General features: G+C 44.0%; 22 protein-coding genes. 5 read left to right on the forward strand and 17 right to left on the reverse strand.

Annotation, left to right across the window (positions count from 1 at the left end):
• Positions 1-146: 146 nt before the first annotated feature.
• The 4 genes from O3603_RS07350 to O3603_RS07365 all read left to right on the forward strand — a co-directional run bounded on the left by O3603_RS07350 (position 147) and on the right by O3603_RS07365 (position 2,917).
• Positions 147-458, forward strand: coding sequence for a T9SS type A sorting domain-containing protein (locus O3603_RS07350; RefSeq protein ID WP_009435572.1), 312 nt, complete (start codon positions 147-149; stop codon positions 456-458).
• A gap of 48 nt (positions 459-506) precedes the next feature.
• Positions 507-1,055, forward strand: a complete 549-nt coding sequence (locus tag O3603_RS07355; protein WP_371521949.1) for an RNA polymerase sigma factor — start codon at positions 507-509, stop codon at positions 1,053-1,055.
• Positions 1,056-1,147: 92 nt separating this feature from the next.
• On the forward strand, positions 1,148-1,321 hold the full coding sequence (locus tag O3603_RS07360) for a hypothetical protein (protein WP_314868164.1): 174 nt from the start codon (positions 1,148-1,150) through the stop codon (positions 1,319-1,321).
• A 78-nt stretch (positions 1,322-1,399) separates the two neighbouring features.
• Positions 1,400-2,917: a glycoside hydrolase family 10 protein gene (locus O3603_RS07365; RefSeq protein ID WP_371521877.1), complete on the forward strand. Its 1,518-nt coding sequence runs from the start codon at positions 1,400-1,402 to the stop codon at positions 2,915-2,917.
• 129 nt (positions 2,918-3,046) lie between these two features.
• Here O3603_RS07365 and O3603_RS07370 read toward each other — a convergent pair whose 3' ends face one another.
• The 17 genes from O3603_RS07370 to O3603_RS07450 form a co-directional block, all read right to left on the reverse strand.
• Positions 3,047-4,873, reverse strand: a complete 1,827-nt coding sequence (locus O3603_RS07370) for a DNA mismatch repair protein MutS (protein ID WP_371521879.1) — start codon at positions 4,871-4,873, stop codon at positions 3,047-3,049.
• A gap of 28 nt (positions 4,874-4,901) precedes the next feature.
• Entirely contained in the window at positions 4,902-6,215 is a 1,314-nt protein-coding gene (locus tag O3603_RS07375; RefSeq protein WP_371521881.1) for a thioredoxin family protein, read from the reverse strand.
• 30 nt (positions 6,216-6,245) lie between these two features.
• Positions 6,246-6,914 carry a T9SS type A sorting domain-containing protein gene (locus tag O3603_RS07380; protein WP_371521883.1) on the reverse strand — a complete coding sequence of 223 codons (669 nt, stop codon included), beginning with the start codon at positions 6,912-6,914 and terminating at the stop codon, positions 6,246-6,248.
• Positions 6,915-6,957: 43 nt separating this feature from the next.
• A complete protein-coding gene (locus O3603_RS07385) occupies positions 6,958-7,746 on the reverse strand; it encodes an Omp28 family outer membrane lipoprotein (protein WP_371521885.1) in 789 nt (262 codons plus the stop codon).
• Positions 7,747-7,751: 5 nt separating this feature from the next.
• Complete coding sequence (locus O3603_RS07390; RefSeq protein ID WP_371521887.1) at positions 7,752-9,380, reverse strand: DUF6029 family protein; 1,629 nt, start codon at positions 9,378-9,380, stop codon at positions 7,752-7,754.
• Positions 9,381-9,384: 4 nt separating this feature from the next.
• Entirely contained in the window at positions 9,385-9,876 is a 492-nt protein-coding gene (locus O3603_RS07395) for a TlpA family protein disulfide reductase (RefSeq protein WP_371521889.1), read from the reverse strand.
• Between the two features lie 734 nt (positions 9,877-10,610).
• The gene (locus O3603_RS07400) at positions 10,611-11,486 is read right to left on the reverse strand and encodes a hypothetical protein (protein WP_371521891.1); all 876 of its coding nucleotides are present in this window, start codon (positions 11,484-11,486) and stop codon (positions 10,611-10,613) included.
• 9 nt (positions 11,487-11,495) lie between these two features.
• Complete coding sequence (locus tag O3603_RS07405) at positions 11,496-13,469, reverse strand: TonB-dependent receptor plug domain-containing protein (RefSeq protein ID WP_371521893.1); 1,974 nt, start codon at positions 13,467-13,469, stop codon at positions 11,496-11,498.
• A 71-nt stretch (positions 13,470-13,540) separates the two neighbouring features.
• On the reverse strand, positions 13,541-14,332 hold the full coding sequence (locus tag O3603_RS07410) for an HmuY family protein (protein WP_371521895.1): 792 nt from the start codon (positions 14,330-14,332) through the stop codon (positions 13,541-13,543).
• A 6-nt stretch (positions 14,333-14,338) separates the two neighbouring features.
• Complete coding sequence (locus O3603_RS07415) at positions 14,339-15,277, reverse strand: calycin-like domain-containing protein (protein WP_371521897.1); 939 nt, start codon at positions 15,275-15,277, stop codon at positions 14,339-14,341.
• Entirely contained in the window at positions 15,274-15,756 is a 483-nt protein-coding gene (locus O3603_RS07420) for a T9SS C-terminal target domain-containing protein (RefSeq protein ID WP_371521899.1), read from the reverse strand. Before O3603_RS07420 ends, O3603_RS07415 begins: the two co-directional genes overlap by 4 nt.
• A gap of 101 nt (positions 15,757-15,857) precedes the next feature.
• Positions 15,858-17,171, reverse strand: a complete 1,314-nt coding sequence (locus O3603_RS07425; protein ID WP_371521901.1) for a DUF58 domain-containing protein — start codon at positions 17,169-17,171, stop codon at positions 15,858-15,860.
• Between the two features lie 234 nt (positions 17,172-17,405).
• The gene (locus O3603_RS07430; protein WP_036895629.1) at positions 17,406-18,380 is read right to left on the reverse strand and encodes a MoxR family ATPase; all 975 of its coding nucleotides are present in this window, start codon (positions 18,378-18,380) and stop codon (positions 17,406-17,408) included.
• Between the two features lie 53 nt (positions 18,381-18,433).
• Positions 18,434-19,735, reverse strand: a complete 1,302-nt coding sequence (locus O3603_RS07435; RefSeq protein ID WP_371521903.1) for a DUF4350 domain-containing protein — start codon at positions 19,733-19,735, stop codon at positions 18,434-18,436.
• Positions 19,728-20,345 (reverse strand): DUF4129 domain-containing protein, encoded by a 618-nt coding sequence (locus O3603_RS07440; protein ID WP_371521905.1) that lies wholly within the window; start codon positions 20,343-20,345, stop codon positions 19,728-19,730. Before O3603_RS07440 ends, O3603_RS07435 begins: the two co-directional genes overlap by 8 nt.
• A gap of 24 nt (positions 20,346-20,369) precedes the next feature.
• Positions 20,370-21,410, reverse strand: coding sequence for a hypothetical protein (locus O3603_RS07445; RefSeq protein ID WP_009435592.1), 1,041 nt, complete (start codon positions 21,408-21,410; stop codon positions 20,370-20,372).
• Positions 21,379-22,356 carry a stage II sporulation protein M gene (locus tag O3603_RS07450; RefSeq protein ID WP_009435635.1) on the reverse strand — a complete coding sequence of 326 codons (978 nt, stop codon included), beginning with the start codon at positions 22,354-22,356 and terminating at the stop codon, positions 21,379-21,381. The genes O3603_RS07445 and O3603_RS07450 overlap by 32 nt, the downstream gene beginning before the upstream one ends.
• A 103-nt stretch (positions 22,357-22,459) precedes the next feature.
• Between O3603_RS07450 and O3603_RS07455 the strand changes: the two genes are divergently transcribed.
• On the forward strand, positions 22,460-23,185 hold the full coding sequence (locus O3603_RS07455; protein WP_009435593.1) for an RDD family protein: 726 nt from the start codon (positions 22,460-22,462) through the stop codon (positions 23,183-23,185).
• Positions 23,186-23,187: the final 2 nt, after the last annotated feature.

The following is a 23,187-nucleotide window of genomic DNA, read 5'->3' on the forward strand; positions in this document are numbered from 1 at the left end:
CTTGTGTCATTTTGTCTAAAAAACTATGTTCCTCGGTCTTTCCAACACGTTAATAATCATTAAAGATACCATCACAAAGGCAATAATCCAAGCCAATGTAAGCTGAAAATTACTATCTTTGTAGCTAATAACAAAAGCAATCGTCTATGGTAAAAAAGATATTTACTCCTTTTATTCTCACCTTAATACTCCTCATGGGTGCTGTTACTTCGGCACGTGCCGAGGCTCCAGTGGAGTTAATCGAACAGGAACTTCCATCCATTACCATCACCGTTACAAATAATGTCTTACGTGTTGTTGGTGCCGAAGATGAGGTACTCTCGATTTATAACGTTACAGGGGTAAAGGTGATGAATGTGCGTGTTGACGGTAGTGACAAGCACTATACTTTGAGCTTCCCAAGGGGTTGTTACATTGTGAAAGTGGGTAAAGTTGTCCGGAAAATATCTATCCGTTAAGGGCTAGACATCCCCCAATTCTGGTACAGCAACAGCTTTTTGAGTAACGTGTCTCCCCTTGATAATTCGGAAGAAGTTCGCCAGTTAGCGAGCTCGGAAGAGCAACAGAAAGCATTCCTAGATATTGTAAACCGATATAGTGAACCGCTATATTGGAAAATTCGAAGTATTGTTATCACGCATGATGATGCCGATGACGTGCTACAAAACACGTTTCTAAAGGCATGGAAAGGACTTGACAATTTTCAAGGCAAGTCCCAGTTGTCTACATGGCTATATCGTATTGCCATCAATGAAGCTCTTGAGTGCCTACGTCGGAAACGCTCGACAGTTGTCACGGGAGGCGAAGACACCCTAAACCTAGCCGACAGCTTGCAGGCAGATGAGTATTTCGATGGTGACAGAGGGCAAGCCCTTTTGCAAGAAGCCATTGCCACCTTGCCCGATGTACAGCGCTTGGTGTTCACCTTACGCTACTTTGATGAGATGAAATATAGCGATATGAGCGAACTACTTGGTACGAGTGTCGGAGCATTGAAAGCCTCTTATCACATTGCAGTAGAGAAGGTTACGACCTATATGAAGCAACACGAATAATGTTGCAAAGTCTTCTGAACAAAAAAGGAGAGCCTTATGTTTAAACCAATCTACCTATTTGAAGTCTAAGAGAGTAGTAACAATAACTCTCTATGGAACAAGAAATTCATATCAATTCAAGCAATGGAAAGGCACGTCCCTTCCGTGTTCCCAACAATTATTTCTCCTCTTTTCCACATCGACTAGTGGATAGGCTGTTAGCGGAGGAGGCTGTAGTTAGCTGGGACGAGTATTACAGAACGACGGTAGAAAAGGCTCAGCTGTGATACGCATGATAGATTCATTATAAAAGAAAAGACCAATCAAAACAAATAAAAAAGCATAACAAAGAGAAAGATAAACACATGAGACAAATTCGTGAAGGCATGAAGATTCTGTCATTGATAGTGCTATTCTTGACCATTACTATAACCAGTTTTGCTAAGAGTCAACCAGCAAAGCGCGAGTTTCGTGGGGCTTGGATCCAGTGTGTCAATGGGCAGTTTCAGGGTATCGGAACGCAACAGATGCAGCAAACCCTGCGCTATCAGTTGGACGAACTACAAAAGGATGGGGTCAACGCCATCATCTTTCAGGTGCGAGCAGAGTGTGACGCCCTCTATCCAAGTAAGTTAGAACCATGGAGCAAGTTCCTCTCTGGGCGGCAAGGACAGGCTCCTTCGCCTTATTGGGATCCCTTGCAATGGATGATAGATGAGTGCCATAAGCGAGGAATGGAGCTGCACGCATGGATCAATCCCTATCGTGCTAAGACAAAGAACACCAACCAGTTGGCTAATAGTCATATCGCTGTGCAACATCCCGAACGTGTTTTTTCATACGATGGGTTGTACATCTTGAACCCAGCCTTGCGTGAGAACCGTGAGTATATATGCCAGGTTGTCGACGACATCGTGTCTCGTTACGATGTAGACGGGCTACATATCGATGATTACTTCTATCCTTATCCTGTTGCAGGACAGCCTATTCCTGACCAAAGAAACTTCCAACAGGATTCGAGAGGATTCTCAAATATCAACGACTGGAGGCGTGATAATGTTGATGTCTTCATCAAGGAACTAGGCGAAAGGATACATGCTGTTAAGCCATGGGTGAAGTTTGGCGTGTCACCCTTTGGTATTTACCGCAATCAAAAGGCTGACCCTCGTAACGGAAGTAGGACAAATGGACTTCAAAACTACGATGATCTCTATGCCGATGTACTAAAGTGGGTGAACAACGGATGGGTTGATTATTGTGTACCACAGCTCTATTGGGAGATTGGCAATCGTGCTGCTGACTACAAGGAATTGATTGGTTGGTGGAATCGCAACGCTGGGAAACGCCCATTATACATAGGTGAAGATGTGCTGCGAACCGTCAAATTCGCAGATCCACAGAACCCTTCTATCCATCAGTTAGCAGCTAAACGTCGCTTACATCAGCAGTCGACAAATGTCAACGGAACAGTGCTCTGGTATGCAAAGGCAGCTGTTGACAACCCTGGGAACTATGGAACTCTCTTGCGAACAGACTACTGGCGCTATCCAGCCTTGCAACCCTTAATGCCTTTCATAGACTCTGATGCACCGAAACATCCCAAGCGGTTGAAGGCACAATGGGAACGCGATGGCTATTATCTCACGTGGAAAGCACCGAAGGGAAAGGGCTGGAAGGATGAAGCACATCAATATGTTGTTTACCAGTTCACGCCTGATGAGCCTATAAACACCAATGACCCATCGAAGATTATAGCCATGCCTTATGAGAACAAGGTGCGTTTGAATTATAAAGATGGCAATCAGAAATATGTCTATGTGGTCACTGCTCTAGACAGAATGAGCAATGAGAGCACTGGAAAAAAGAAGAAGGTGAAGTTGTAAGAACTTCACCTTCTTTATTATATCATCGTCAGTTCTGACAAAGGAACAGGTTTTAAAAGACGGAGTAAGATAGGAATAGCATGTATCGTAATAGTTATTTAGCCAAAACAATGCCATGCTCTCTTGCCTTTATGACCTATTCGCTCCTTCTTTATTCAGTATTCCCTGCAACAGAAACGTTGCGTTCTGATTGCGTGCCACACCCTTACTTATCTTATAAGAATAGGTGATTTGCTCCCCTAACTCAATCTCGAAGCAATAGTTATGGAAGCGTTTTGGCTCCTCATCTTCCATCTTTGACAACTCTAAGTCATGTGTGGCAATCACGCCCGTGACGTTTCGTGAGGCGATGTGTTGTAGGAATAGACGTGAACCATTTAGCTTATCCAAGGAGTTAGTGCCCTTTAGTATCTCGTCAAGTATGATGAGGTTCGGTGTAGACTCACGTAGAGAGCCTAACAGCTGATCGAGTCGTAAGAGCTCAGCATTGAAGTAGGAAATACCATGAGTGAGGTCATCTGTGGTGCGCATACTCGTGAATAAGTGGAAGACGGAGACCTTTAGTTGCTTGGCAAACACGGGTAATCCGTTCATTGCCAACAGATAATTCACACCCAACGAACGCAGGAACGTACTCTTACCTGCCATGTTTGCACCTGTTACTATATAATATTCACGATCCTGAATGTCGAAGTCGTTTGCCACAGCATGCTCTCCTAAGAAAGGATGATAGAGTGCTTTTGCATTAAAGACAACCTGATTCTCTGCCACAACCTCAGCCTGCACCGCCTTGTTCTCATTGAGTTTGTAATTGCCCATAGATACCAGTGTGTCAAAGAGATTCAGCGTTTCTATCCATTCACTTGTGCGCTCTTCATACGCTCGTTGCCACTGCTGAAAGAGTCGAACAATGGTTATATCAATCAAAGCAAAGCAATTAAAGATGAATATACCAATCTCATTACTGCGGTTATCTATCTTCTGTAAGATGAGTGCTAACCGCTCTAATGACTCTTCCGCACCTGCTAATCGCCCTTTCAATGCCTGCAATTCTGATGCTTGAAAGTCGGTCTGATTGATGAGCCTCAGCACTTGTAAATAGCCGTCAACCGCTGTTTGCACCTTTGCTATCAGTTCGGATATAACACGGATGTGCTTATGCGAACACAAGAAAGCTAACAGGAAGTTGAAGATTCCCCACCATATTGGCAACAAGGAGGGCACGACGTCCATGAATGATAGTACGATACTGGCATAGAAACCCAGCAAGTTTGCAGAACAGAAAAGGCGGAAAAGAGGATGAGAGAAGTATTTGGGTAGCTGCTTCTGATGCACATCTGTCAGTGCAATCAGCACATCCTTCGTTTGAATCTGCCCTTTTACACCAAACGACTTGAACCGAGTTAGAAACGACTCTGCCTGTCCTAACTCTTGAATAGATGCCATTCTCTGATGGATTTGACCCACTTGTTCTCTCTGGTCTATACCTCCCCACTCCTTTGAAAGGCATTCTGCCAACTGGTCACTGCCCCCTGTTGAGATGGTGCGGTTGATACGTTGGAACAGAGAACCAGCTCCGAACACATCTAAATCGTATGTGTATGGATGCTGCGGATTGACATATTGCGTGCCAGCATTGAGCTTACTGAAGTCGCCATGATGGTAGTTTATCTCATTCTCATAGGTCATCACCATTGCTTCTCCCACCTTTATACGGCGGTCATTACGCACATCTAGCTTGCGAATGTATACATATAAGAAGAGAGCTAACAGCCCACAAGCTAGTGTCCAGGCTGCATTAGCAAGCAAAGTATAGACTACTACGAAGCCAATAGCAAGTAAGAAAGAGCTTACTTCAGCCAGTATGAAGGCTCGACTACGGTTGCGAAGCCTTGAGAGAAGGCTATTCTCTTCTTCAACTTTCCGTTGATAATGAGCTGTTAGATCCTTATTCATGTTGAGAAATATACTATATTGAAAGCGTTTATTGCGTTATAACCTCTTTACGAACACGTCCATCGCTGTACTTCACGATGTTGATTCCCTTCTGTGGAGCCGTAATTTGCCGACCATCCAATGTATAACGTGCGGTCTCAACAGCGGTTTCCTTTCTATCAGAAACAGATGAGATAGAAGTTGTTTGAGCGTCAGCAATACTGCATTTAGCCGCATTTTCTATTTTTTTTGTTTGAGTGTTTATCAGCAAGACACATACCTTCAACCTTGCTTTATCTTGTAGAGCTTTTATCTTCGAGACATCCTTGAAGATGTAAGAATGACTCTGCGTTTGGTCGGCTTTGATAGGAGCTTTGATGAGATTAGCCACTGGCTCTTTCACACCAGCAGCCGCAATGGCAACAAAGTTGTTCTTTAGATTACGGATTTCACTTGGTGAATCGATGAACACATCGAACTCTTTTGTAACTCCACGGTCGCTCTCGCTACCCGCATAAGCATTGTTTTGAACCCATTGGGGACGTGACATTCCATCCTCTGTCAGCACATAGGCAAAGCCATAAGGGGCTTTTTCACGATTCAAACGGAACGTTACTGCAGGCGTAACAGTGATGTTGTTCTTCTCTTTATCCCATTCGGCAGATACTTCAATATCCATATCTGCACCTGCATCTTGCTCTGCTTTGAACTCATCAACAGCCTTGACAAACCCTAACTTACGGCTTCTATTCATATAAAGAGAGGGACGGCGAGAGTCTTCCCTGGCTTTTGCATAATAGTCCCAACAGGTCAATGGATCATCAGCATGCACCGCTATACCTACGAAGTCATCGCCAAAAGTATGCGACAAGTTCTCCATAAGGGCAATACCAGATGGACAATATCGGCACCACATTGCCGTGTATTCCTCTACAACAACTTTCCTCTTTGCCACCTTAGTAACCGTTACTCGCGGTATTCGAGCCTCACTGATAGTAGCTCCATTGCGCCCTCCATTCACCTTCGTAATCGTGAAGATCAGTTCATCTTCACCCAATTCTGTGTATGGCGGAACAGCTACTTCAATCACAGCATCATCATTATGTCCCAATGTTTGGGGTAATGTGTAATGCTTTGACTCTAGCTCTTTTCCATTGAAAGAAAGCGTATAGTCAATGTCTTGAATGCGAGTTCTACCAATATTGGAAACCACAATCTTTCCTTTTACACTCGATCCCGTAAGTGGCACATACACCTTTTGTCCAGCAACAGGGATAAGTATATGCTCTTGTGCATGAGCGTTTCCTGCATAAGAGAGAATGGCAAGCAGGGTAATAATTTGTATGTAAATTCTGCGTAACATATTAGGTTGTGAATAATTAAAGATGAATACTTAGCGTACAACAAACTTCTTTATTGCCTTCTTTGAGCCCGTCTGTTTCAAGATGTAAATGCCCTTAGGAAGACCAGACAAGGACGTAAGCTGCCTATATAATAAGGTACCTTGCGTATTGAAAACATCGTAAGTAAGACCCTTCTGTGACGCTACCTCAACTATTCCTGTTGGGTTAGTATCGAACTTAACAATAATAGTTGGACCTTCAATCTCTTGCTCAGAACCAAGTTCTTTGGTAGTCAGCTTCAGTGTAATTGAGCCCTTCTCGCTATGCTCGTAAGTGTGTTCTATCGCAATAGACTCCTTCTCCGAGCCTGCAAGTAACATCTGACTTCCTATCTCAGTACTGTTATCTTCTTCCAAAGGAGTACATCCGCCGAGTGCACAAACCGTCACATTGCCCTCATCAAGGCTGTTAATTCTACTGTAAAGGGTCACTGTCAGGTTCTTATCCGACGTATTCTTAATATATACCTCACCTGCTATTTCCTTCCATCCAGGTGGGAACATGGCTTCTTTCACAGCGTTTAATACCACCGTTGTGCCGTTGGGAATAACCTTACCTTGCGCATCCACGAAGGCAACATCATTGTTACTTGTCTGTGCTTGAGCACTAACTAAAAGACTGGTCAGCAGTCCGATTAATACGAGTAAGCGTAATTTCATATTGTTCAATTTATATTTATCTACTTAATTGATGATGACTTATTTACGAAATAGAAACCTTTTGGCGCACAGCCTGCAGTACTCCGCTATCGTTATAGACGAATCCTACAACCCACGCATTGCCTGGTACGACATCTTCTGGGAGTGTGTACGATGTTTGCTCCACGTGCGTTCGCATTGAAGAGAGCATTAACTCCGTTCCCCACTCCCCATTGATAGCAGCACGGAACACGTGGTTATGCACATACTCCTTATCCATCTTATTGTTTGGAAAGAGTTGTGGAGCCACGACACTATCCTCTACTAACCAAAGCTGAAGTCTTCCCTTCACATCATCGGACAATGTTTTTAAGTTGGTTTCAATCTTCACTTGACGTGTAGCAGCGTCATAGTGACATTGAAGGGCTATATTGATTGTCGTCGTTTGAGCGAACTCTTCGTAGATACGCCCAGCCCAAGTATCTTTTTGTAGGACGCCTCCACGACGATTGATAATGGCTTTCGGCACATTAGGAACCGCCCAATACTTGTAATAAACATCCCCTGCATCAGTGCGCAAGCCCTTAACTCCACCCATACTCTTTATTGCGAGCGGTCCAGCATGTATGCCCACGGCTATCAATCTGTCTGCTCCATACAGCTTTTGCAGCTCTTCTATCGTCTGAGAAGCCGCCGGACAGAATATGCAACGTTGCCCTGTAAAATCCTCTATAAGTACATTTCGCTGAACAGTTGCAGGTGGAATCTCTATCAATCGTTCGTCAGAACCAACTGAATCACAGCCTGCCAAGAGTACAACAGCAGCCAAGATAAGTATATAAAAACGTCTCATTTCCATCAAAAGTTATAATTATAAGAGAGTGTCAAGCCCTTTGTTGCAGGGATATAACGGCATACTCCACCCGAACAATTAAAGCCCGCACGTGTTCGACCATAGCCTAATTGCAGTCGATGTGCCCCACCGCTATAGGTTACATAGCCTTGGTAGTAATGCACATGGGTGTTGCCTGCATTGTAGAGGTCGCTCACGGTGACCATCCAATGCGGTGCGAACGATAGCTCTCCCAGCCCAAATAGCCAGTCTTTATCGCCCTCTTTTGATGCAAGATACTGCCCTTCGACACGCAAGATGGCGTTCGTTGCGAGTTTCTGTTTGACATCTGCGACGAAGATATGCGTGTTTAGCATTCCTCCATGCCCTTCCAACAAGGTCTGATTGTATCGTTGATACATATACATCAGGTTTAACTTCGTTTCTTTTGAGAGTCGCTTCTCCAACTGTACATCAATATCTTGATAATAAGTAGCGTCACCCCATGCCCAAAACGGGCTACCATAACCCTCTGTTCCCATCTCTCCTGCACCCTTCTTACGCACTGAATGGACATGAGAGAAGTTCACTTTCGTTGTTATTCCATACTTTCCTCCCATCCAAGAGCCCTTTGGAAAGGTATAAGCTGCCGTGGCTTGATAAGCCCACTCACCCTCAGGGCGTGTGGCGTAAGGGTAGAGTGCAGCCAAGGTATAGGTATGCTCCACCGTGAAAGGCGGTAGATGATTGATGAAAGAGGAGATTCCTTCCATCCCTCTACGGCTTCGGAAGCCCATATTCGTACTGCGTTTTGCTTGCAGCAATAGGCTCATTCCACGCTTAGAATAGGACCCTGACAGCATTGCCACATAGCCATTACGATAGATGTAACCATTATCATGCGAAGGATCCTGCGTCTTCATCGCCATTTCTGCCAATACATTGAAGCCGTGATGTTGCACTCGTAAACGTAAATCGAACGCATTGACATAACGAGGAAGGCGCAACCGATGGGTCGGATCGACCATCACCACCTCGTCTCTCTCGTATTTATTAAGGTAGGAAGCACCCAACATTATATAGGTATTATGCTGTTGAAGCGACTTAAACGACTCCTCCATGTTCCATTCCACATCCGCTCCTGTCATCCAACTCTTATTGTGGTGCCAGTAACGACGCTGTCTACCGGTGAGCAACTTGACCGCAACTCCAGCACAAGGGAGATAGTTCAAGCGTGCACCTTGCAATGAATTGTCAATTCCAAGACTGCGTTCTTCATACGAACGAAGGATGAAACCAGAGCCAAACTGCTCATAGAAGCTACCCAAAGTAAGCTCCGCATTCTTATAACGACCCTTCAAGTAGGCGTAAGGAACGCCCCAACCCTTAAAGTCATGCTCGTATCCTGGGAGTGGATGGGGCATATATTCCAACCTTGCACCAGCCTCAAAGTAACTGTTTGAAAGCCTCAAGTCGAGATAAGTATTCGTTCGGAAACGACTGCCTGTAGCCTCTGCGCCTGTCGCACTGTCCTTTTGTGCCAACAGCATATCACTCTGAAGACTTCCAGAAAGGTGTAATTTGTCGGACTCTTGTGCATAAACTGATGCACTACTCAGGCTCATGAGCAGTCCTATCATCATCCATCTTTTCATAAAATCACCTTCTCGAAACCTCTTTCACCTTCTTATATAGCTCCATCTCAGCGCCCTCTGTGTAGCCATTATGCTTATAAACAATCCTGCCCTGACCATCGAGTAAGACCGTATAAGGCACTGACTGAATACCTAACGAGCGTCGGAACTCACCATTAGGATCGAGTAATACATCATAACGCCAGCCATTCTGGTCGACCAAAGGCTTCACTTTATTGACGTTTTGAGCCTGATCAATGGATACAGCAACGATTCGCACACCTGTTTCTAGGCGCCAATCGTCATAAAGCTCATCAATGCTTTTCAACTCACGGTCGCATGGCTTGCACCAAGTAGCAAAGAAGGTAACAACAAGAGGATTGCCATTATTAGAGATAGTGTCGGTTTGTACGGTCCTTCCTTCTAGATCTTTAAGGGTCACTTTGGGCAGTCGCTCTTGTGCACCAACAGCCACACTCGCCCCTAAAAGACAAAGGGATAGAAATAATTTATTCATCGTTTTTAGTTATAATTAGGTTGCAAATATACGAAAAAAAAGCGATATGACAAAGGCTTGTATTCGCTAACTCCTGTAAGAAACCTATCTTTTTTGCTCCTTCTTACCCCTTTGTTGCGTTGCAAACTACTTTGAATAATGTAATAAAATACTGCTAATTTCAGGGCTTCTATTTGCGTTTTTCAGAAGAACAAAGGACTTTGTCCACAAATACGGGAATTAGAGAGCGATTTTACAAGGTGCATATAACTTACTGACTAATAGCTATTTGCATAAGAGTAAGCCTCATTTTGGGTAGGAGGAAGTAATCCTAAGTACAAAAAATAGGCTATTTTTAGCTAAAACGATAGTACTTTTTACTCAAAACGGAGGTGCTTTCTACCCGAAACGGAGGTATCTTTTGCATAAAACGAAGGTACTTCTTACCCAAAACGGAGGTATCTTTTCACAAAAACGGAGGTACGTTTTCATAAAAAGCCACATATTGGTTCGTTTTCTAATAAGTATGGCTTTGAATGAAAGCTAGAATGAGAAAACAAATTGTAAAGTACTTTCTATATCAGTCCTCACCACTTCCGACCACTCAAAAAGGAGGATGCGCCACTTTGAGCGTACCCTCCTTACTGATCTTACTTTCCATCCAGTCGATAGAAGACTGTGCACATCGAAATGATATAAATGCGCTCAGCTCCCTTCGTATTCATTAAGAGAAAAGGATGCTATTGATAGGAGTTTTATTGCTTTGCAATGCGTTTTTTCTTAGCACCCTTCAGCCACATATACACCAACAAAAGGATGAATGCACCCAAGATACACAACAACAAGAACCCATACTCTTGTGGGTGAACCCAGAACTCTTTGAAGAAGTTGATGCGTCCGAGTATCTCTACTGGCGTCCAAAAGACGATTACTGTCGCCACAGCCATTCGAATGTTTGCACCCCAAGCGGCGATATGGAGCTGTCGACGGAACATAAAGAGTGAACCGATGAAACAGCCTATTCCGATGAGATAAGTTACTGGATGGTGGTCGCCAAGGAAGTTTTTATCATAACAGAACATCAACAACAGATAGAAAGCCCATAGTATCATGTTCAGTTCCATGAACGTGATTATAGACGTGTGGTGGGTCATTGGCTGCACAACTATCTTATTCTTATGCTTTCCGAAGAGCTTCTCTTGTATCCATGTGATGAAGTCGCAACCATTACGGGTACTAAAGATATACATCGTCATGACCATCATCCACAATCCAAAGGAGGCTGGCATAATAAGATATTCAGGCTTGGTAACGACCACACCATGCTCTATCTCGGGTGGAACTCCATAACGGCGTGCATAATAGAGGAATAGGAACTCGACCCATCCCGTCCAAAACAATAAACCGCCAATAAGCCCCCATAAGGTTTGACGAGTATCTCCTTTGACAAAGACACCGACGATAACCATAATCAAGCCAACGAACCCCATGGTGAAACCAGCATAATGTACTGCCACGGGATCCATAAACTTCTCCATCAGTATCATTAGTGCATGACCTAACGGCATAGTGAATAGTACGAGGACAAAGGAGGCTATCGTGCGCCACCAATAAGTTTTCTTTTTCTCCATTATTATATATTAGAACTTAAATAGTTTATCCACATCAACAGACAAGCCAACCTGCAGGTTCATGCCATCTGTCAATGGGCAATTCAAATAGTAATACTCTGGTTTATAATTGAAGAGGTTATCCAAGGCAACACTCAACTTCACACTCTTGCTGAATCGTTGTACAACAGCGAGCTTAAAGAGCGCGTATGCAGGGTAATGAATGGTGCGGATTCCCTTCGAGATGTCGTAATAATCGACGAACTCTTGGTTGTCTACTGATGATAAGAAGCGACCATCGAGTCCTATATTCAGCCCATAGTTCTTCACAAACTGATGGTCCCAATCAATATGCCCAGTCATTGCGTGCTTGCGAGCAGGGATGTATTGGTTATTCACCGAGTTATTGTTCTTATCCTTTGGTAGGCGCTCATCGGTATAAGCATAAGACAGACGTGCGGTGATACCATTCGACCATCTCGCTTGTGCCGAAGCCTCTCCTCCACAGACAGAATAGCCTCCTAAGTTAAGATAGGGTAGATGAGGAATAAGGTCAGAAGCACGCTTGTAATAAGGAGCACCAGTAGCGAGTTTATCCTTAATCCTATTGTAGTAAGCCGTAAGAGTGTAGTTGTAATGCCCGTGTGTATAGTCAGTAGACAGGGAGAAGTTATGACTTACCTCTGGTTTCAAGGCTGGATTCCCTTCCACAATCCATATTCCTGCCATGTCAAAGTTATAGTATTTCTCCTTTAACGTTGGTGATCTGAAGCCCATACCATAGCTAAGACGGAGATTAAGATTGTGTATTGGCTGGTAACGAAGGCTTATCTTTGGTGTCACGCGAGAGATATGTCCGTCCGAGAAGTAGTCGTAACGCAATGCACCAACAGCCTCCCATTGCTCGTTAATGTTCCAGTCATATTGCGTAAAAGCATCAAAGGAATCTTGCTTGCGGGTGCGTCCTTCAAGGTTCACATTCAATAAGTAGTCGTGCATATAATCGGCACCCACAGATAGAACATCGCCTCCTTTGAGGTTGTGATTATAGAGTAATCGGAAGCTATTCTGCACGTTTGAATAGTCGCGCACATCGATCTTTGCGATTCGTTGATAGTCCGACTTATCATATTGATCGAATGCGTATGTAAGCTCAAAGTTATCCGCTTCGGTCGGAGTCCACACTCCCCTAAGTCCGCCCGTGAAGTCTCTATATCGTTCTGGTGTCTCTGTTGTACGTACAAGCTGGCGATAGAAGTAACCCGCCCTACCGCTCAATGAGAGTTTATCACTCGGTGTATAAGACAGTTGCTCCTTAATGTTCCAAGTTGCATCTCCATATATCGTGGACACAACACGAGTAATAGGATGGTCGCCATTCTGCACGTTGTAGTTATCAGCCTTGCCCCTGTTAATGGTCAGGAGGTTGCTCCATTTCCCTTGTTTCAACTGCGCATTCAAGCCGTAACGTTGCTCGTTATGCTTGCCCAAACGCATATTTAGATTGAGAGAGAATGGGTGTATATTCTTTTTCGTAATGATATTGATGACCCCACCAGCCGCATTCGAGCCATAGAGCGCAGACGCTGCTCCAACGATTTCAATGTGGTCTACATTGTCCATCAGTAGTCTTGTGAAGTCGACATCATCCATCGTCTCACCAGCAAGACGTTCCCCATCAACAAGTATCAACACGCTTTGTCCACCAAAACCAGAGAAGTTCATGTGCACTTGCTGGTTCATTGCATAGGAGAACTCAACGCCTGGCATCACCTGTTGCAATAGGTCTCGAAGATTGGTGGCATCGCTCTTTGCGATGTCATCTGATGTAATGATTTTCGTCAAGACAGGTGTGTTGGCAAGTAGCTTTGGTGTACGCGTTCCCGTGACAACAACCTGTTCTAACTCATAAGACTTATAGATGGAGTCATTCAACTCATCTGCCCATGACACCGAAGGAAGTGTAAGGAGCAAAGCTGATAATAGAATGGTATTTCGTTTCATAAGCTCTATATAAAACCTTATTCGCCTTTCCGTTCCCTAGACGAGGGAACAAAGTAAGACGGAGGTCACGCCTAATAAGGGTATTTATAATTGATGGTCAACCAACATTTAGTGCCTCCCGCATTCATATAATTCACCAACTGTAAGGCTGCATATTTCCCATTCTTCAAGCGGAGAATGTACACATTATTCTTCATAGTAAAGGCTGGGGGCATTGGAGGAATGTCTACTCGAAGCCATGATGATAACACCTTATTAATAGTTATCCCTTGGCATCCTATCAAGCTCTGAAGCATTTGCGTCTGATCCGTCCAGACCTCATTTTCGCTCCACTCATCCGTTTGGAAGTTTGCACCGAGGAAGTCTATGCTACTCTTCGGAAGCTCAGTCATCGACTTATAATTAGTTTCCAACACTGCACCTCCATTCGTTCTCACATTGTTGCGATGGAAGGCAATGCTCCACGAAGGTGGCTCTTGTTGTGCATCAGTAGCCGTGAACGAACGCTTCTCATTGACGGCTATCCCCTTTCCGAACACATCGAACCAATAAGTATAGCTACCTGTTCGCCCATCAGTGGTACTAGCTGTGAGACTTGTGGGAATCGTCATGCGGGTTAAATGGCTCTGCGCCTTCAATAGTCCAGCAGTATCTTTATGCTCAATGAAGGTCTCTAACGAATCGAAGTCAACGTAACACCAATCTTTCCAACTCGTAGCATCGACTAACAACTGCCCTTCCGTAATCGTGGGAGAGGCTGGCGCATCATCGTATATACCATCAAAAAGCCCATTGCAAGACGTCGTTATCAAAAGGATAACGGCGCCTGCAAGGGCATATATAGGGCGAAATAATTTGAACATGTACACTTACTTAGATTTCGTTCCAGTATAGGTTGCAGATAAACCCATCGGCATTCTAGCTAGACTATAATCGTTCTTAATAGTCAACGAACCATTCTCTTCAAGTTTAACAGTTATCTCACTTTTATCTACAAAAGAATATTCCTTATCCAACGACATTACCCCTCCCTCTGATTTAAGGTAGACCTTGACATCGTCCTTGCCATAATTACGAACAAAGCTATGGGAACTTTCATCATAAGATAGGTTCTTTACAACATAAGAGCCAATCGTCAAGTTGCCCACCATCATAATATCTTTATAGTGTTCCTGAGGTGCTGTTACATTAATAGTACCATCTTCGTTGGCTGTAATCGTATAACTAACAGTAGCAGAGCTATAGGGTCCCATAGTGGTACCAACCATCAACGAAGTCGTACCAGAATAGTTACCTGAAACTTTTAAGGCTACTGGTACTTCCCCATAATGCCAATTGATAGTCACTCCCTGCATAAGAGATGGAATCTTAATACTGATGTTTGTCATCGAACCAGACATCTCTGCACTATATTTGGAAGCCTCTCCACTACGTGGATTAACTATTGTCATCTCACCAGAGCCACTAATTTGTCCTCTTGTCAAAGTGATATCGAACGAGCCAGAACCCCATTGTGCATCTGAGAACTGGGCGATATACTTGTCCCCATCTTGTAGTACTTTTATCTTTGCTGCATCGCCATAATACTTATTAGTAAAGAGTGAGCTTGTAACTGTTAGATAACCTGTAAACTTATGTAATACCTTTGGTTGAGATACAGATGACGCAGGTAAGAACTCAATCTTACTAATGTCTTTGGCATTATAAGTTACGACACTACCATCAGTCTTAGTGACCTTTAAGGTTTGTGCCTGTACTGCCATAGCACTTAAAAGTGATACGATTACTAAAGTAAAGAACTTCTTCATTGATTGATAAATTTAAATGTCTTGGTTAATGATTTTACTATAAACACGCCCTTCTGACCATCGAAAGGAACCTCTACAGCACCATTCTGGTTGACAACAGCACTACCAACAAGCTGCCCATTGATGGTATAGACGCTCACACGAGTGCCCGCTTTCAACCCTTCTCCACGTACTGAGAAGTTGGTAAAAGAGAACACGGCATTAGCCTGGTCAGCCCCAACAGTGTTGATACCAGTAGGCTGGTCGGTGAAAGTAAAGCTAAGGAAATCCGTTAATGGATACTCCACTGTTTTGCTACCAGCCGTCAAGACAAGATGATCTGACGTGAAGGTAACCGTTGGTTTGTCTGTGAGAGCAAAGGTCGTAGGCTTTCCCTCTTTGTCAGTTACTTTCACATAATCAGTTGCGGAAGCAGAGACTGCACCCCACATAGCCAACAATGCGATAGCAAATGACCTGCATAAAGTTCTAATTCTCATGTTATTGACACTATTAATATATATGATTCTAACTCATTGCAAAGTTATGTAATGTCTGTCAACAACACAATACTAAAATATGATGATTTTGTTAGCTATAATTAAGTCAAAACCTGTCTTTGCTTCATCTCCAAGTACTTATTTATGATGTCTACGCTTAGATTCTCAGGTGTTGTAAGTAAGCTATAAATACCATGCTGCCTGAGTGTAGACACGATAAGGCGTTTCTCATAGACAAACTTCTCTGCAATGACATGCTGATAATACTCTTCTATGGAGTGCTTAGTCGATTGTATGTACTCATTCAACTCGCTATCTTCAAAGAATACGACGAGCACACGATGCCAACGGCTTAGCAGTTTCAGGTAAGGCAACTGCCGATTAAGGGCTGTCATACCCGAGAAGTTGGTATAGACAACGCACAGACTTCGCTTGCTAACTTGCTCCCTCACGTTGATACAAAGGTTACTGAAGTCGGTCTCCCCGAAGTCAGTTTCTTGTCTATAAAGCGCATCCAACAGGCGTTGCATTTGTCCCGTGCGGCGCGAGGGAGCTACGAATGTGTCCATCTTATCGGTGAATGTAATCAAACCAGCCTTATCGTCGCGGTGCATAGCGACGTAAGAAAGCACCAAGGCGGCGTTTATGCTGTAATCTAATAAGGTCATTCCGTGGAACGACTGTTGCATAACTCGCCCCTTATCAATGACTGAAAAGATTTGTTGCGAACGTTCGTCACGATAGACATTGACCTTGAGTTGGTGCGTGCGTGCACTTGCTTTCCAGTTCATCATACGATAGTCGTCGCCCGGTACATAGTCTTTTATCTGTTCAAACTCCGTATTATTGCCCACACGTCGGAGCTTCTTGATCCCCATCTCAGTAAGATGATTGCTCATCGCAAGCAATTCGTATCGGTTCAGCATTAGATAAGATGGATAGACGGCGACGTCTCTTTCCTTGCCCAAGTTATACCTTCGCTCCACAAGTCCTATGCGGGTGCGAACGAAACAGCGAATCCGCCCGAAGGAATAAACGCCACGCTTCACCGGAGTTAGCGTGTAACGGATTTCGTTCTCGCCCTTTGCTGCAAGTTGCGTGGTATATGATATGTCTCTACGTTGGAACACCTTTGGTGCCTCGTCGATGATGGTTAGCCATACAGGGAAGGTATATTCGCTTGCTAAACGAAGTTTTATGACATTCTCATCGCCGTTTGAAAACCTATCTGCACAGCTTCGTTCCGCTGTTAAGGCACGTCGAGAATAGAGCATAAAGGCGTCTATAAGCGTTATAACAACGAAGGGACACAACAGAATCTTAGCCGCAGTGAAGAGGATGGGATAGACATATCCCAACCCACAAAGCAGTGTCAAGCACGCAAAGATGATATAAAATCGCTTGGTAAGAAACATTTACTCTATCTATAAGAGGGTTATTGTGTAAGGGTGCGAGACGTTCGCTCCAATGGTGCGAGGTTGTGTAACCATTTGTGCGGGGCGTTCGCACACATACGAGTCAGCAGTTTTACACGTATGTGTCAGCGTCGTGTATCGTATGTATCAGCGTCGTGAATCGTATGTGTCAGCACTGCGAATCGTATGTGTCATTATCCTTACTCATAAAACAAGGCTTTTCCTGTGCCGAAATTACTTAGGGACTTCCACCTTATCTATCAACTTCTGCGCTACTTTCAACGCTGTGTAACCCTCCATTTCAGCCTCAGCAGTAAGGAGAAGGCGGTGTTGAAGGATGCTAGGAGTAACGAATTTGATATCTTCCGGCGTCACAAAGTCACGTCCGCAGAGCATGGCATAGCCCTTAGAGGCATTGAGGATGGCGACAGATGCACGTGGACTGGCTCCGAGATAGACTACCTTTGACATACGTGTCTGCTGTACGATGGAGGCAATATAGCGTAGGAGGCTGTCTTCAACATACACTTCTTGCAGTTTCTGACGCATAGCTAGCAGCTCACTAACGCTTAGCAGGGGTTGTATGTCGGCTAGTTTCACGAGCTGCCTATCCTCTTGATGGCGCTGCAAGACGCTTACCTCCTCCTCAAGAGTAGGATAACTCATGCTTATCTTGAATAGGAAGCGGTCTAACTGAGCCTCTGGTAGTCGGTAAGTTCCCTCTTGCTCCACTGGGTTCTGCGTTGCTATGATTGTATAAAGGTCCTTCATGCGATGCGAAATGCCGTCGATTGTGACCTGCCGCTCCTCCATTACTTCAAAAAGAGCCGCCTGAGTCTTAGCTGGCGCACGGTTAATCTCGTCAACAAGTACCATCTCTGCGAACACAGGACCTTGATGGAAGTCGAATTCGGAGGTCTTCATATTAAACACTGTTGTGCCTAACACATCGCTAGGCATTAGGTCAGGCGTAAACTGAATACGGCTGAAACGTGCGTCAATGAGGCGTGAGACTAATCGAGCTAACAGGGTTTTAGCTACTCCGGGGACGCCTTCTATCAGTACATGACCGTCTGCAAGGATGGCTATTAACAGCAGGTCGACAGCCTCCTGTTGCCCAACAATCACATTGCCGATAGCCTTCTTTAATTGTGTAATCTTCTCACTGAAGTCCTGAAGATCCGTTCTCTTTGTTGTATTCTCTTCCATCTTGTTGGTGTATTGTTCGTTCGTCTTATTGTTTATTAGTTCGTCCATTAGGATTAAAGATTACTGATGATGCGGTCTAACCCATCTATCGACGCTTGCAGCTGCTTATCAGTTAGACTTGATGAGGGCTGTAAGTATCTACTAACTCTATCTAGTATTATGCGCACATCAGCCTCAGCCATTCCCGTGCGGAAGGCTAACTGCTGGATATTCTCACGCTTCATGTCCTCGTCGTCTATGTCTATTAGCAACTGCCTGCGCACTAGCTCTGCAAAATAACCATACTTCTTCTGTAACAAATCATGGTTCTCATGCTTCTGATAGTAGAGTGTTCCGATGAGTTGCACAAACTCCAACGACTTGTTTTCGGGCTGTTTTACCACTGGTATCACCCTTTGGCGACGTCGAGCATAGAACACGCAGAACAAAAGCAAACCTAACAATGTGAGATAAACACACCATCTGAGTGGCGCATTTTGCAGCCAGTAGCTGAGCGGACTCTCCTTGTTTATCACGTTCTTAGGCGCATACGCCTCTGTACGTGTTACTGGTAAGCCACGGAATTGGGACATCGCACGGAATAAGAGTCCGTTGATCTCGGGGTCAAGTACACCATAGTTGGTCCAAAAGAATGGGTCACATGAGAGGAACAACTCGCCCTTTCCCCACTTAATTCGTATGAGTCGTGCCTGCCAATAACCGCCTATCTTGTCAGCATACTCATCATCATCTAAGTCGTAAGAAACGACTGTTGTATCTACATCCCCATCAATAGAACGTTGGAAAGCACATAACAAGGTATCACACTGGACGCCCTTATCTACCTCAATCCCATAGCCTGACATCGATGTATAGACCTGATAAGTATGAGGTCTATAAGGCTTCACTGCATTCCAATAGAGGGTATCCATCGGGATTTGATAGGACTCTATCGACTTCTTCACCCACTGGGGAAGGAAGGTGTCTCTACCTGATACCGCCACTCCAAAGTCTATTTTCGAGGAGTCGCAAGCGAAGTCTGAGGTGACAATGAGCACTTTATTGCCTGCTTTTAACAACCTACTCAACGCTCTCCTATCGGTTTCTGTTGGGTTAAATGCCAATGTTTGCACAAGAATAGCATGTGGTTTCTTACCATATCCATCACGTTCTAACTGCGCAAAGGTCTTATTCGTCACATGATAACCAGCAGGGATTGACTTCTGCATAAGCGTGTCGAAGACTGCACAACCAAAGGGTTGATCATCGTAATGACCGAAGGTTGGTTTCCAAATGAACTTTGCAGGGGCATTAAACTCCATCGCTAAGACAAAGAGGAGGAATACTACTACGCCAAATAAGAACTTCTTATTCATGGTGAGTGCCTCCTTTCTCTATCCCATCTTCTATATGGAGTAGCTCGTTGACAAGCTCTTCTGATGCTTCATAATTACCATATCTCACACGCATGAAAGCATTGGTCATACGCTGGAAGTCGGTCGACAAGAACTCACGGGTGTATTGCGTTGGTGTCTTATAAAGCTGCCAATTAATCTTATGATGGTCTGCCAGCCAACGAAGTGTGCGCAGATACACCATTCGTACAGCCTTATAATAATCCTGTTGTGCCATCGCCTTGGTATATTCCGCATCGAAGTTGACACCATATATATTATCTTCTTCAGTATCAACACTGCTCACCTTACCTGTACGATGGAATAGCTTCGCACGATACCGATACATTAGAAAGGCAATAAAAGCCGCCACTGCAATGGCTAAACCTATATAGAGATAGAAGCGGACATCGCCTTTCCCATTCGGAGAGAATAGTGTCGATATCCACTCCATCAGCTTATTTACCAGCCAGTCCCATAAGTCAAGCTCTGGAGCTTGTAGCTCTTTCGCATAGTTATACGCCTCATCAACGCGGTATTGATGTAGTAAAGCTGTATCGCAAGAGAGCGTGTCGGACAGGGCTTGTAACATATCAGAAGGATTTAACGAGTTGTGTTATAGCTTATCAAAGTCGTCAATGTCGTTATCTTTCTCTGCCAGTTGATCAAAGTTTTGGATGCTTTCTTCAACCGAGACACCATCTACTTCCTCTGCAACACTACCATAGTGGAAGGCAAGCGCAATAATGGTTAATATCGTTGCTAGATAGGTTCCAAAGTTCATGACAACCGATAAGATGTACTCGACGAAGTTGTACACTGGAGAACTAGCAATCGATACTTCCTCTGCATTCGCAGCCGTTAGAAAGACCTTCGCAAGGTACATGAAGTACCAAGGGAGCGTCGTTACCGTTTGAAGGACATTCTCTATAAGCGCCATGATAAACATCAATCCAATCAAAGGGAAGAAGGAGTAAATACCTAATCTCCACCCACGACGAATGGCAGAGAACACTGTCTCATCATCTTCGAATAGATAAACTGGCCATGAGACAGTGGCTGGGACAAAGGCAACTAATAGTCCGATAATAACCAAAAAGAATAGTCCAATACCAATAAGGACATTAGGGAATTGGTCATTCGAGGCCACTTCAAAGAAGATAAAAGCAAAGAGTCCAAGGATGATAACGATAACCACCCATGCAACAGAGAACACTAAACCCATCAAGAAGGAGCGTTTCATACACTGAATGATGAGGGGCTTGAGGTCACGCAAGGTCACGCCCTGTAAGCGAGTGGGGCTTTCATTATAATACCTTATCATTGCGAAGCAGATAGAGAATAGCAAAAGTGTGCCTAAACAAATACAAATTAACAGCAAAATATAGGATAAGCCCGTATTGATGAGTAGGTAACTTAATGCTCCAGAAGTACTACCATCGTCTGCAACAGAAGACATATTGTCACTGGCAACAGCAGTCATTAACCTCTCAAAAGCGAATGCCTGGAACAGACAAACGGGTAAGATGAGATAAAAACAGGCCTTCAACAAGAGCTTATAGTTCTCTTTAATGAAGTCGAATGTTGCTGAAAACTTCTGTCCAAAGGTACGTACTCTATACAAATCAACCTTTGGTTTCTCTACTTGAAAGTTCATATTTATTACGTTTATAAGGTAAGTATATAAAGTAAAAGACGACAAATGCGAATGAAAGGAGGATGATGCTCAACCGCACATAGTTGTTGATTTCGGTGTGCCGAGTGACAAAGCTCTCTATAAAACCAGCCACAATGAAGAGCGGAATAGTACCAACTATTATCTTCATACCACGCTTTGCCCCTCGTTGGAAGCTCACTAAGCGTGAGTAAGTACCAGGGAATAGCCATCCATTACCCATTGCCAAGCCTGCAGCACCAGCCACCACGATGGATGAGAGTTCTAAGGTTCCATGCAACATAGTGGTTAGTAAGCATTCAGATAACAATCCGTGCTGATAGAAGAAGGTATCGAAACAACCCACCATAACGCCATTTTGGAACAAGGAATAGCCTGGCATGAAGCTCGTCAGTACGCCCGTGACAAAGGTATAGAACGATACCATGACGTTATTTAGCGTTATTCCGATGAACATAACACCCTCTTCTTCACTTCCATAAATGCCCATTGGCTTTCCTTGTGCTATGTTCTCGAGCGTCTGATCCATGTATCCATCACCGAGTATGAGCCTTGGGAAAGATTCATCTCCTAGTGTTGAGACGATTCCTATGAGCACACTTATCATGAAGATAGCGAATGACAGGAATAGTAATCGGCGTTCTTTCCACATCACATCAGGTACCTCTTGCGTCCAAAAGGTGATCATTCGTTTCCATTTCTCACGCTTATTGCGATAGATCTCATTATGAAGTGCAGAGGAAAGGTTGTTTAGATAGATTGTAATTCGTGATGTTGGATAATGTGTTTGAGCAAAGGCAAGATCGCTTGTGAGGTCTGTATAAGCATCAGCCAAGCGGTCAGGCATTACCGAGTTGATGTTGTCCACCAACGCTTCTATTGCTTTCCACTTCTCAATGTTATTACGTATGAAAAGGATTTCCTTCATTATCTCTTTTATAGGTAATGATGATTAATTCTACCAACTGCCCACAAAAGTAGAGTTTTTTTCCTATATTTGCAACTGAAATAACCAATTTGTTACAAAGAGAATGTCAGAATCCAACATCATTACAGGGCAATATGTGCAAATCAGTCAATCGCCAGCAAGCATTGGCGAACGTATGCTTGCACAGATGATTGACGCTTTTATCCTATTCGTTTACGCCTTTGGTATGGGACTACTGATATATAATGCAGACTATCTGAATGATAAACTACAATTATACTCGGCGTTCTTTGTTTTCTTATCAGTGCTCTTCTATTCCTTTTATATGGAACTCTTCAACCATGGACAGAGCCTCGGAAAGATGATTATGCGCATCCGTGTGGTGAAGAAAGACGGTACGACACCTGGTATAGGCGACTTCTTCATGCGTTGGTTATTCCTGATTATTGACATAGGGTTCTCCTTCGTAGGTGTAGCAATTATCCTTTTGACCAAGAACTCACAGCGTCTAGGCGACTTAGCAGCCCACACTATGGTGATAAAAATCAATGATTACCATAAGATCCAAGTCTCTCTTGACGAGTTCTCGTATCTTGATCGCAACTATAAACCCGTCTATCCACAGGCAGAAGACCTTTCGCTCAATCAGATAGAGGTCATTCAACGCACGCTCGATGCCGACTATGGACCTGATAGGGAGCGTCGAATTGCCACCTTAGCACCTAAGGTTCGGGAACACTTAGGCATCTCTGACACCAGAACGGGTAATGAGAAATTCCTTTATACCATCATCCGTGACTATCAACACTATAGTCTTGAGATGGTTTAAAC

It is taken from the genome of Prevotella sp. 20925_1_30 (assembly GCF_041433025.1).
Taxonomy (GTDB): Bacteria; Bacteroidota; Bacteroidia; order Bacteroidales; family Bacteroidaceae; genus Prevotella; species Prevotella vespertina.